13 protein-coding genes are annotated in these 12,195 nt (G+C 45.5%); 4 read left to right on the top strand and 9 right to left on the bottom strand.

Translation table 11 applies throughout. The features are described 5' to 3' along the window. Positions 1 to 15: 15 nt before the first annotated feature. Complete coding sequence (locus KO533_RS18725; protein ID WP_028759593.1) at positions 16 to 810, bottom strand: TIGR00266 family protein; 795 nt, start codon at positions 808 to 810, stop codon at positions 16 to 18. A 256-nt stretch (positions 811 to 1,066) separates the two neighbouring features. Further along, entirely contained in the window at positions 1,067 to 1,981 is a 915-nt protein-coding gene (locus KO533_RS18720) for a LysR family transcriptional regulator (RefSeq protein ID WP_028759592.1), read from the bottom strand. Positions 1,982 to 2,188: 207 nt separating this feature from the next. On the opposite strand from KO533_RS18720, the gene KO533_RS18715 reads away from it, so the two are divergent. Together KO533_RS18715 and hppD are read left to right on the top strand one after the other, a co-directional pair. Continuing rightward, entirely contained in the window at positions 2,189 to 3,349 is a 1,161-nt protein-coding gene (locus KO533_RS18715) for a homogentisate 1,2-dioxygenase (protein WP_219255601.1), read from the top strand. A 76-nt stretch (positions 3,350 to 3,425) separates the two neighbouring features. Beyond that, positions 3,426 to 4,466 (top strand): 4-hydroxyphenylpyruvate dioxygenase, encoded by a 1,041-nt coding sequence (hppD, locus tag KO533_RS18710; RefSeq protein ID WP_028759590.1) that lies wholly within the window; start codon positions 3,426 to 3,428, stop codon positions 4,464 to 4,466. Between the two features lie 125 nt (positions 4,467 to 4,591). Here the strand turns inward: hppD and KO533_RS18705 are convergent, their stop codons facing one another. The 6 genes from KO533_RS18705 to KO533_RS18680 form a co-directional block, all read right to left on the bottom strand. Beyond that, positions 4,592 to 5,146, bottom strand: a complete 555-nt coding sequence (locus tag KO533_RS18705; protein WP_219255599.1) for a sugar O-acetyltransferase — start codon at positions 5,144 to 5,146, stop codon at positions 4,592 to 4,594. Positions 5,147 to 5,323: 177 nt separating this feature from the next. Next, the gene (locus tag KO533_RS18700) at positions 5,324 to 5,809 is read right to left on the bottom strand and encodes an Atu1372/SO_1960 family protein (protein WP_198573679.1); all 486 of its coding nucleotides are present in this window, start codon (positions 5,807 to 5,809) and stop codon (positions 5,324 to 5,326) included. After that, a complete protein-coding gene (locus KO533_RS18695; protein ID WP_251073500.1) occupies positions 5,806 to 6,795 on the bottom strand; it encodes a glycine betaine ABC transporter substrate-binding protein in 990 nt (329 codons plus the stop codon). Before KO533_RS18695 ends, KO533_RS18700 begins: the two co-directional genes overlap by 4 nt. Beyond that, positions 6,782 to 7,258, bottom strand: coding sequence for a VOC family protein (locus tag KO533_RS18690; protein WP_131525029.1), 477 nt, complete (start codon positions 7,256 to 7,258; stop codon positions 6,782 to 6,784). The genes KO533_RS18695 and KO533_RS18690 overlap by 14 nt, the downstream gene beginning before the upstream one ends. 146 nt (positions 7,259 to 7,404) lie before the next feature. Further along, positions 7,405 to 8,571, bottom strand: a complete 1,167-nt coding sequence (locus KO533_RS18685) for a major royal jelly family protein (protein ID WP_251073499.1) — start codon at positions 8,569 to 8,571, stop codon at positions 7,405 to 7,407. 11 nt (positions 8,572 to 8,582) lie between these two features. After that, on the bottom strand, positions 8,583 to 9,116 hold the full coding sequence (locus KO533_RS18680; RefSeq protein WP_263168142.1) for a YbhB/YbcL family Raf kinase inhibitor-like protein: 534 nt from the start codon (positions 9,114 to 9,116) through the stop codon (positions 8,583 to 8,585). A 297-nt stretch (positions 9,117 to 9,413) separates the two neighbouring features. On the opposite strand from KO533_RS18680, the gene KO533_RS18675 reads away from it, so the two are divergent. Both KO533_RS18675 and KO533_RS18670 read left to right on the top strand, forming a co-directional pair. Further along, positions 9,414 to 9,896, top strand: coding sequence for a hypothetical protein (locus KO533_RS18675; RefSeq protein WP_105252178.1), 483 nt, complete (start codon positions 9,414 to 9,416; stop codon positions 9,894 to 9,896). 225 nt (positions 9,897 to 10,121) lie between these two features. Further along, on the top strand, positions 10,122 to 10,745 hold the full coding sequence (locus KO533_RS18670) for a LysE family translocator (protein WP_219255597.1): 624 nt from the start codon (positions 10,122 to 10,124) through the stop codon (positions 10,743 to 10,745). A gap of 74 nt (positions 10,746 to 10,819) precedes the next feature. On the opposite strand, the gene KO533_RS18665 is transcribed toward KO533_RS18670, so the two are convergent. Beyond that, the gene (locus KO533_RS18665; protein ID WP_219255595.1) at positions 10,820 to 12,160 is read right to left on the bottom strand and encodes a GNAT family N-acetyltransferase; all 1,341 of its coding nucleotides are present in this window, start codon (positions 12,158 to 12,160) and stop codon (positions 10,820 to 10,822) included. Positions 12,161 to 12,195: the final 35 nt, after the last annotated feature.

The raw sequence follows: 12,195 nt of genomic DNA, 5'->3' as shown, positions 1-12,195 counted from the left end.
ATGTCAGCTTATAATTTAGCGCCCATCGAGCATGCGACCAATACCACCAAGCACAGAGCCTTCACCGCGATCACTGCCACCCGCTGATGGGGCATGGGCGATAATACGGTCCGCCATACGTGAGAATGGCAAGCTTTGTAGCCAAACCGTCCCGTGGCCTTTGAGTGTGGCTAAAAACAAACCTTCACCGCCAAAGACCATAGACTTTAATGAGCCTGCACGCTCTATGTCGTAATCAATCCCTGAGGTAAATGCAACAAGACAACCTGTGTCAACTCTTAAGGTTTCACCTTTTAGTTCTTTTTTCACTAAGGTGCCCCCCGCATGGATAAACGCCATACCATCGCCCTGTAGACTTTGCAGAATAAACCCTTCACCACCGAAAAATCCGGTACCTAAGCGGCGATTAAATTTCATCGTCACGCGTGTACCTAAAGCCGCAGCCAAAAAACTGTCTTTCTGACAGATAAGCTCACCACCATGTTCGGCCAAGTCGATCGCTAGGATAGTGCCAGGATAAGGGGCGGCAAAAGCGACTTTACGTTTTTGATTGCCTTGGTTGGTAAAGTGAGTCATAAAAATGCTCTCACCCGTCAATGCCCGTTTACCCGCGCCCACCAACTTGCCAAAAAAGCCTGACTCAGGCTCAGAGCCATCGCCCATTTTGGCCTCAAAGCTAATATCTTGCTCTAGATAATTCATCGCGCCCGCTTCAGCGACCACGGTTTCGTTAGGATCGAGTTCCACTTCAACCAACTGCATACTGTGGCCGATAATTTCATAATCCACTTCATGACAACGTCTAGACATACTGTTCCCCTTAACTGTCAGTTCCTTGTTACTATCCTTTAGATTGACCCCGATGGACGACTCTTTACCTATCGCGGCTCAATTTCACTCTTCATCTCGACCTTAATCTAGATCTTAGCTCAGTCTGAATTTAGGCCTTATTTTAACTCTCAATCTAAGCCTTAATCTGACCTAGGCATTAATCTATGACATAAAATGTCAAAATGCGATTATTTTATGCGGTAACTTGTATCAAAAGATGACAAGCGAAGACTTATCAACCCAAACCCACACCATTAAACTGCTCAGCCTTAGCAAACTCCTCTAATATCAACTCGGTAAAAAGTTGTCCCGCACGACCTAACGGTCGCTCTAAGGTCGAGACGAGCTGTGGAATAAACGTAAAACGACTGCCACCGACGAAATCGATTTCAACTAATTCGCCCTTAGCCAACTCTTCTTGCACTAAAAAGTCCGGCAACCAGCCAAAACCTAAGCCTTTTAACAAGGCGTTCTTTTTCATGATAAAGCCAGAAAGATAAAATACTTTATCGCCGCCAAATTGCATTTCATCGCGGTAACTTTTATTGGGTGAAGAGTCTTCGATAGTTAATTCCACATGTTGCTGCAGCTCAGACAAACTAATTTCGCGAATAAAAGATAAAGGATGCGAAGCACTGGCCACCAGCACGCTAGTAATTGCAGGCAAAGGCTGCGGATGATAATAGGGGCCAGTGCGATAATCTTTCACTAACATCAAGTCAGCATTATCACGCTCAAATCTGTGTTGTACACCGCCTAAAAACTCCATATTCAGCTGAATTTTAGTGGGGATCTGATGTTCAGCCATGCGCTTTAAGGCCGTCATGATAGGCTCCATCGGTAAGGCACCGTCTATCACTAGCTCTAGCTTGGGCTCCCAGCCTTCACTGAAACGACTGGCAAGATGTTCAATGTTTGCAAGGTGTTGCAGTAATCTTTGTCCCTCGGCCAAAATCACTCGGCCCTCTTGCGTCAGCTCAGCACGATATTGCTCACGGCTAAAAAGCGGCACGCCTAGATGCTCTTCTAACTTTTTAACTTGATAACTCACCGCCGATTGCGCTTTGTGTAATCGCTCCGCCGCCTTGGCAAAACTGCCCTCTTCCACCAGCACTTGCAGCACATTAAAAGCATCAATATCGATGCGCATGGTCACTCCTTGGCTCTAATGAACATGTCACGGAAACACTACGATTCGTAAAGATTAGAATACCATCTAATTTTTAGATTTAGATAACGGATTTATTATTCTTTTTTTTGTTCATTCAAGCAACTAAATTGATAACAAGATCACATAACCATAACGACAAGCGAAGTAGAGCTAATCTCACGCCGCTGTAAAAACCAAGGATCCTCCATGCCATTTTATGTGAAACAAGGCCAGATTCCCCATAAGCGCCATATCGCATTTGAAAAGGAAAACGGCGAGCTTTACCGTGAAGAGTTGTTCTCAACCCATGGTTTTTCCAATATTTATTCCAATAAATATCACCACAACATGCCAACCAAAGCATTAGAAGTAGCGCCCTACAGCCTAGGCCATGGTGCCAATTGGGAAGATTCGCTGGTCCAAAACTATAAACTCGATTCCCGCGATGCCGACCGTGAAGGTAATTTCTTCAGCGCCCGTAACAAGATTTTTTATAACAATGACTTAGCACTGTATACCGCCAAAGTCACCGCCGATACCGACGAGTTTTACCGTAACGCCTATGCCGATGAAGTGGTTTTTGTCCACGAAGGCGAAGGCACACTCTACAGCGAGTACGGCACGATTAAGGTCCAAAAATGGGACTATCTCGTGATCCCACGTGGCACCACTTATCAGTTTAAATTCAACGATTACAGCAATGTGCGACTTTTCGTCATCGAGTCATTCTCTATGGTGGAAGTGCCTAAGCATTTCCGTAACGAGTATGGTCAGCTATTAGAATCAGCACCTTACTGCGAGCGCGATTTGCGCGTACCTACATTGCAAGATGCTGTGGTTGAGCGCGGCGCCTTCCCCTTAGTGTGTAAGTTTGGCGATAAGTACCAACTCACCACGCTCGAATGGCATCCCTTTGATTTAGTAGGTTGGGATGGCTGCGTTTACCCTTGGGCATTCAACATCACAGAATACGCACCAAAGGTAGGCAAAATCCATCTCCCCCCTTCTGATCACTTAGTCTTTACCGCCCATAACTTTGTGATTTGTAACTTCGTACCGCGCCCCTACGATTTCCACCCTAAATCGATTCCGGCGCCTTATTACCACAACAACATAGATAGCGACGAAGTCTTGTATTACGTCGATGGCGACTTTATGAGCCGCACGGGCATTGAAGCGGGTTACATGACCTTACATCAAAAAGGTGTGGCCCACGGACCACAACCGGGCCGAACTGAAGCCTCAATTGGCAAAAAAGAAACCTATGAATATGCAGTGATGGTGGACACGTTCGCCCCACTGAAATTAACCGAACATGTACAAAATTGCATGAGCAAAGACTACAACCGCTCTTGGCTAGAAGACTAGCCCCAAGCCACCAGCACTCCCATGCGGGAGTCATTAGAGTGACGGCGTGTTGCACTAAAATAACGAGGAAAACAACATGGCAAGCGAACTAAATCCACTGGGCTTATTAGGTATCGAATTCACTGAATTCGCCAGCCCTGATACTGATTTTATGCACAAAGTCTTTATCGACTTTGGTTTTTCTCTGCTGAAAAAAGCCAAGAACAAAGACATCCTGTACTACAAACAGAATGACATTAATTTTCTGCTCAACACTGAGCGCGAAGGTTTCTCAGCTAAGTTTGCTAAATCCCACGGCCCAGCCATTTGTTCTATGGGCTGGCGTGTAGAAGATGCCGGCTTTGCCTATCGCGTTGCCGTTGAACGTGGTGCAAAACCCGCCGATGATGCCAACAAAGATCTGCCTTATCCTGCGATTTACGGCATTGGCGACAGCTTAATTTATTTCATCGACACCTTTGGCGCAGATAACAATATCTATGCCGCTGATTTTGAAGATTTAGACGAGCAAATTATCACCCAAGAGAAAGGCTTTATCGAGGTCGATCACTTAACCAACAACGTCTACAAAGGCACAATGGAACATTGGGCTAACTTCTATAAAAACATTTTTGGTTTTACTGAAGTGCGCTACTTTGACATCAGCGGCGTACAAACCGCGCTAGTGTCATACGCCCTGCGCTCACCCGATGGCAGCTTCTGTATCCCGATTAACGAAGGTAAAGGCAGCGATAAAAACCAAATTGATGAATACCTGAAGGAATACAATGGCCCAGGTGTGCAACATTTAGCCTTTAGAAGCCGCGATATCGTTAAATCTCTGGATGCGATGGAAGGCAGCTCAATCCAATGCCTAGACATCATCCCTGAATACTACGACACTATTTTCGATAAGTTACCGCAGGTCACAGAAAATCGTGAGCGCATTAAACATCACCAAATTCTGGTGGATGGTGATGATACAGGCTATTTATTGCAGATATTTACTAAAAACCTGTTTGGACCGATTTTCATCGAAATCATCCAACGTAAGAATAACTTAGGTTTTGGTGAAGGCAACTTTACTGCCCTGTTTGAATCAATTGAACGGGACCAAATGCGCCGCGGCGTACTGTAAGTATTCATCCTGCTAATAAAAAAACGGTACGCACTGCGTACCGTTTTTGTTTCTACGACGATCTAAATCGTCATTTAAATCAGCATCAGCTTTGACACCAATCACTCGGCTTTAACTTTCCTACGCTAGTCCACATTGATAGGTTTGATAACCTTACAAGGGTTACCTGCCGCCACACAGTTCGCGGGAATGCTCTTATTCACGACACTACCAGCACCAATGACACAATTATCACCAATGGTCACACCGGGTAACACAGAGACGTTTCCGCCTAGCCAGACATTATTGCCGATTTGAATTGGCGCGCCGTATTCCGTCGTTTGCCGCGCAATGGGATTAATAGGATGCGTTGCGGTAGAAATCATCACATGGGGACCAAACATCACATTATCGCCAATCGAGACTGAGCAAACATCTAATATGGTTAGATTATGATTGGCGTAAAATTGTTTGCCAATATGGATGTTATAACCGTAATCGCAAAAGAAATTAGGCTCAATATGGGCGCAGTGTTGAATATCAAGCAGGCCACGAAGATGCTCCATTCGGGCATCAAGCAAAGTCGGTTCGGCCAGATTAAACTGATGACAAATGGATTTCGCCCGCATCCGCTCAGCCAATAACTCATCATCCCAAGCCTTATAGGGCTGGCCCGCCAACATTTTTTGTTTCTCAGTCATCGTATTGTCAACATTCAGTCCATGATGACCTAACCCTAACAATCGATTGATGAAAGTTCAAGAACTGCCTTATATGCTATTGAATGAACGACCCATCTTACTGACAGAACATTTAGCTAATAGCCAATGTGAATCACATTCAAGCATTCAAGCATTCAATCTCAATCGAGACAAAGGTCATTGCCTTTGTTCGTCATCACAATAGAGTTCTGCAAATAAATACACTAGACACAAACTGTTAAGCGGCATGACCGGATTTGTCCAAATCATCCGGCTGTGACGCCCTGCTTCACCGAAGATTTCAAGCAATAAATCCGAAGCCCCATCGAGTGCTTTAGGATGTTCAAAGCAAGATTGATGCACATTTAACACCCCTTCCAAGCGATAAATTTGTTTTATCCGCGAAAGCTCACCGCAAGCCTGTTTCAATTGGGCAATGGCATTTAGGGTAGCAAGACGACAGGCAGCGTAGCCTTCGCTCACAGTATGATCTGCGCCCAATTGTCCTTGATACTGAAGCTCGCCCTCTAAATAGGGAAACTGACCCGAGGTCATTAACTGACTGCCAACAATTGAATAGGGTTCATAATTTCCAAGAGCCGCAGCAACCTCAGGTAGTTCAAGCCCTGCCGCCACTAGCCGCGATTCAGGTGTGATCATCATAATGTCACCCCCTGAGATGAGGCATTCGCAGGATTAAGCAGCGGGGCTAACCAAGTCGTCAAATGTTGAGGATTGACTGTCAGCCAGTTCGCAGCGGCCTCATCTTCCGTCATTCCTTGTCGATTAACCGCATAATCGAGTTCTGCAACCATTTGATTCGATAATACTATGTTATCAAGCACCTGAATTTGTGCGGGCGAGAAATTAACAGCTAACTCGCGTTCACGGGCGAGCAATACCGCTTTATCTTTCCCCCCGAGTAAACCTTTAGGGTCCTGAAGATCGCGAATACCGTATTGATGGTGTAAAAATTGTGGATGCCACAAAGGAACGATCACCCAATCGTTTACCGCTACGGCAGACTCAAAAGCGGCGACACAGTCGGCCTGAGTGCCTGTTCTAAATTGATAACCCGCCGCCGTTAATCCATATTGCGTCATAATATTTTTAGAAAATCGCGTGATCCCCGCCCCCTCACCAATCCCTTGAATGATGGGCCGCATACGTTGCTGCACGTCAGGTTTGAGTAAATCCTCAATGCTCGACACTTGCTCAGCAGGCACATAATCGGGTACGCCCCAGAGCGCATAGGGCTCATAATGCAGCCCGAGTTGCCGCGTAGCAACTCGCTCTTCGACACCTTGTCGATAAATCCCATGGCTATGGGGCAGCCATGCTGAACACAGCATATCCACTTTGCCTTCACCTAGCTGCTCAAAATTAGCCTCGTGCAATGCATAGCTTCGTTGCACCTCTTTGCCCATAATCCCTATCACATGGGCCACCACAGCGGCGGTGACTCGATGAAAACTTAAGTCCGTCACTCCCATGCGAATCATCGGCTTACCCTGTGAGCTCTCCATATTTGTACTCTTATTCAATGAATTCATACCTATCGCACCTCGAGGAAATAATGCCAATGATGCCAAACTGCCCAATCCCAACGTTTGCAATAATTGCCTTCTGAAGACATTAATCTCCGCCATGTTCAGGCTCCTTGGTGTCTAAAATAGTGAGCCTATCCATCACAATCCCTACGATGGCGTTATCCTTTGCATAGGGGAATATCATCTCTACTTTGATGCCATTCGGATCTTCAAGGAACAACTGATGCTCACCAATTTCAGGCACAATTCGTTCCTGAAAAATCATCCTCTGCTGGCATAAATGCTGCTGCATCTGGTGTAAATCCGTACCACGAAACGACAAATGGTCAACACGTCCCGAGCCATAAATATTTCTGCTTTCCCCTAAGTAGGCATCTAGCGCCTGATCGCCCGCTTCCACCAAATGCAAAATGGGCTTATTTGAGGCATAAAGCCAATGTCCAGGAAAACCAAACTGTGGCCGCCAACCTAATTTCAATCCAAGGATGACTTGATAAAACAACAGCGTTTCAACCAGTTTGGGCGTTCTGATGGTAAAGTGATCCAATCCGTTTATGTTCATATTGTCATCCTCTGGCAGTACTGACTCGGTATAACCAAGTGCGAATCCAAACCGTTTTAATCCGCAAAAATCGTGTGAATAAATTCAGTTCAGATAAGCACTTGGCGTAAGGTTATAAAATTAATTGATGAGATTAATTGTTCGGATTAATTACCACGAACGCCCGCCGCTAACGGCTTAAAACGGAAAATATAATAAGGTGGACTGTTTTCAGCTTTGCCATTATTTAATGGTGCCGATAACGGTAATTGCGCAGCCCCAGAGTACAAGTAACCTTGCTTGCCATAACTCACACTGTCGGGCCAAACCATACGTTCATCATGGACATAAGTACGATACTGGCGAGAATCTGCAGGGATCACGCCAATGGCCCGCTCTCCCACTTCCGTTAGATACAAATTATTCGCTTCATCAATACTTAAGCCACCGTTGTCGGGCTTATCGGCATAAGCTTCCACTTTGGCAGAGAGTGCCGCAGGCGTTAACGAAGGATTGATGAGATCTGTCATCCGCACACGGTAAACTTTGTCTTTATTCATCGGGGCAAAGTAGAGCCATGTTTGGGTTTTATCTAAAGCAATGCCATCGGCACCCACATAAACTTCAATCTGCTTTCTACCTTTTGAGTCTTTATCGATAATCAGTGGCCGCTGTAAGTCTGGCATCACACTGTTATCACCCTGTAATAGGCGCCGACTTTTCCCTGTATTTAAGTCCACAACCACCAGCGCAGCCTTTTCACCAATGGGACCCGTGCCAATCCCCTCATCGGCAATCACAATCGCTTGATGTCGAGATGAGATAACAAAGTCATTATGTTGTGACTCAGGAAGAGAGACTGGCGCGGGCAAATGAATAATGCGATCTAATTGGTTTTTCTTGGTATCCCACGCCACTAATTTAGGCTCAATACGTGGCGCCTGCTGACCAGAGTCTAATAGCCAGACTCTGTCTTGATCGTCGGTTCGCAGCCCCAACACCCAATTAAGGCAAGTGTCAGGTTCTTTCGCTTTGCCCTGCGGATCATGGCATTGCTGCCAATCCGAATTAGGAAATGGCTTAGTACTACCATCCGCTAAAAGCTCTGCCACCTTAATGTTAGGTTGATAGAAAGGGTGATAACTGAAAATCAATCGTTCATCTGATGTGAAAGTAATACCGCCCACAGCCCCATCAAGTTCGGCAAAGACTTCCATTTTTGCCAGCGGCTCAGTCTGTGTCGCCCATGAGTGAGAACACAACAAACTGGTTGCCAGTAGAGTAAAAGCCTTTGATAACATTGGGTATGTAATGCGCGTAGATAATATGGTCATCTTCATTCCTCCTAACGTGGGCCAGCTAAAAGCGTTAAACTTGCTTCGCCTAATCTATGCTGCCAAAGATAGAATCCCACCAAAGCGGGTGTTGATCCCTTGTCTATCGGCAACTGCGCCACATCCAAAGCATGCACTGTCCATACATAACTGTGTTCACGTCCCTCTGGTGGACAAGGTCCAAAGAATCCAGGTTTACCTAAATCGGTATTAGCTTCAATGGCACCACTGGGTAGCGCTCCGCCATTCACACCACCTGCGAGAGTCGACACCTGTGCCGGAATGTCATACACAACACGGTGCCAAAAACCACTGCCAGTAGGCGCATCTTTGTCATATAAAGTGACAGCAAAGCTCTTGGTACCGGCAGGTACATTTTGCCAAGTTAAACGCGGCGCAATATTTTCGCCCGAACAACCAAATTGATTCCAATAATACTCAGGAGGGAACCTTGAATTATCAGCTAAATTACTTTCGAGACTAAACGCAGAGGCACTGTCGTCAGCCATAACGTAATTAATACTGGCGGCCAAAGCGACAGTCACTAAGAGAGTCTTTTTAAAAGAGGAGAAATAAGGCGATTTCATAATGTGCTGAACCCATTTTTGAACTGTCCTAGAACAGTCATTAACCATTGATTTGAGAATGTGGGTTAGCATATCAATCAAATTATGATTGATAAGGCGTATTTGGTTGATATGAGTTTCAAAAAATATTGGATAATCTCAACATGCTTCTCAGTTATTTTTAGGTTATGGTAGTTTCAGCAAAGATAATGCAAAAAAGTAACAACCAAACGACTAAGATATGTTCTTAACACAATAATATAACGAGGATTAGCTATGATTAAAGCGGCTTATCAACCTTGGTTTCCCGTGAGCAGAAACCTAAAGCCACATCCGAACCTGAGTTGCAGATTAGACCATTTATCTTTAACCATTCTGTGGCAGGAACTTGATAACGATGCATTCACAATGGAATTATATTTCCCAACGATATCTGGAATACAAGTAATTGATGAGTCAAGTTATCAAACCTTCTTAGATAACATAAGTGATAACTTTAGCGATATTCAACATCATGATAAATGCAATACGCCATTCCCTATTGATTCAGATTTAAATATCACGAATCAATCCAATGTCGATTATTTTTCTTTACCTTGGCCAATATGGAAGTCGGTAAAAAATGCACGCCGTCCTTATTATGGTGAATTAGGCGAACATATTTACCAAGACCTATACAGTTATTATATGGTGGGCGCCGATAGTGTCTACTTGATCGATACTGATGTAGAACCTACAGTCAATGTCTTATCTTGTTAACTATGAAGTTAATCGCTGTTAACCGAACAACTGCAGAATTAATCACAATGGGGTTAGTGAGCATATTGTTAATAATAACTACAATATGCTTTTTGCGTGAAATATCGCCAGCCAACACAACCGATTACATTTAAAGAGAGCAAGTTCAAAATAAGCAGATTGGCTAAATCCTCCGTTTTCATTACACTATCGCCCTTCTCATCTTCACCCAAGAATGACCAAACCATGCCTGATTTTGCCTTACTCGCTGTGTTTATCCCGACTTTTTTCTTTGTTTCTATCACGCCGGGCATGTGCATGACACTCGCCATGACCCTGGGCATGAGTATAGGTGTGCGCCGCACCCTGTGGATGATGCTGGGTGAACTGGTAGGCGTGGCGTTGGTGGCGACAGCCGCCGTGATGGGCGTGGCCAGTATCATGCTCAACTATCCCGAAGTCTTTCAAATCTTCAAATGGGTTGGCGGAATTTATTTAGGCTTTATCGGCGTACAGATGTGGCGCGCGCGCGGCAAGATGACCATATTAAGTGATGATGACACTAACCCCAGAGCCAGCAATGTTACCTTGATCTCTCAAGGCTTTATTACCGCCATTGCCAATCCAAAAGGTTGGGCATTTATGGTGTCGCTACTACCCCCTTTTATCAATGCCGAGCGCGACGTCGTGCCGCAGCTCCTCGCCTTACTGAGCATTATCATGGTGACCGAATTTACCTCTATGCTCGCCTACGCCAGTGGTGGCAAAAGCCTGCGCATCTTCTTGAGCCGTGGCGATAATATTCGCTGGTTAAACCGCATTGCAGGCAGCCTAATGATAGGCGTAGGAGTTTGGTTAGCCATGAGCTAACGGTTTGAACTAACCGCTTAAATGTAACCCGTTCTACCTAAAATGAGCCCAATAAAGTCCCGTTAACTCGGTCTTTATGAAGGCTCTTTTTTGTAGGGCAACACATCCTGCATCTGCACCATATATTGCTGCATTTGCAGTGTTTCTTGCTCAACAAAGTCGGCAATCGCCGCCTTAAATCCCAAATGGGCGATGTTATGGTAGGAATACATTGCTACGGGTTCAAAGCCACGCAGCACCTTATGTTCCCCCTGTGCGCCCGCATCAAACACTTGAAACTCATGTTCAATACAATATTGAATACCTTGATAATAACAGGCCTCAAAATGTAAACCGTCAAGCTCAACCGTCGTCCCCCAATAACGACCATATAAGCATTTCTGCCCTCGGGTATTCTCACCTTTTAAATACAAGGCGCCAGCGACCATCTCGCCCTTTGCATCTTCAACCACCAAGAGTAGGACTTGCGCAGCGAGTTGTGCCCCCAACTGCTGAAAAAAGGTTGGCGTTAAATAGCCGCGATGACCGGAGCGCTTAAGGTAAGTTAATTGATAACATTGGATAAAAGTCTGCCATTGCGAAGCGGTGATCTGCTCCCCTTCGACAAACTGAAACTTAAGATTAAAAGGCTGTAACTGCGCCCGCTCCTTCAAGATATTTTTACGCTTACGGGAACTAAAGCCCGCCAGAAAATCATTAAAATCCCGATAACTGCGATTATGCCAATGGAACTGAGTGCCTAAGCGTTTTAACAGCGAATTTGGCAAACTTTCAAATAACGGCGTTTGTGTTGGGGTAACAAACAGGCTGTGCCATGAGGAAATCGGGGTATTGCCCTGCTCTGGCCCATTAAGAATAGCTTCCTTAGATACGAGATTATCCTGTGCTGATATTAGTCGGCGATTCAATGTCATCAGCAGTAATGCCGCCACGCGCAGTTGCTCGGCGCGCTCTACTGCGGGATGAATGCCCATCCGTTGACCTTGCACTGGGGTAAAAGGGATCGCATTCACCCATTTGGGATAGTAATCGAGCCCATGGCGCTCATAGGCTTCGGCCCACGCCCAATCGAACACATACTCACCGTAGGAATGGGATTTTTGGTACAAGGGCATGACGGCAATAAGTGGGAACTGATTGAAGTGCTTAGCCGTTTGCACACTGATAAACCCTCCTTCAGCCAAAGACGACAAGCTTTTATCCTTACTGGCGACATCATTTAATGTGTCACCCGCATCGAACACACATAAATGTCGAGGCGTCCAACCGGTTGCAGTGCAAGCGGAGCGGCTTTGCTCGAGTGCCAACAGAAACTCATGGCGGCAAAAGGGATTCGCCTCACCCATGGCGGCATTCCACGCACTGGCCGAAATATCCGACATTGAGCTCGCAAAAGCCAAAATAAGCTGTCTCATTGGGTAAATTATCGTCCTTTACTGGTGTGAACAAG

Origin of the sequence: Shewanella sp. NKUCC05_KAH (assembly GCF_019345585.1) — a bacterium.
GTDB lineage: Bacteria > Pseudomonadota > Gammaproteobacteria > Enterobacterales > Shewanellaceae > Shewanella > Shewanella oncorhynchi.
Note: the sequence above shows the minus strand (reverse complement) of the source record. Positions and strands in the feature narration are given on the sequence as shown.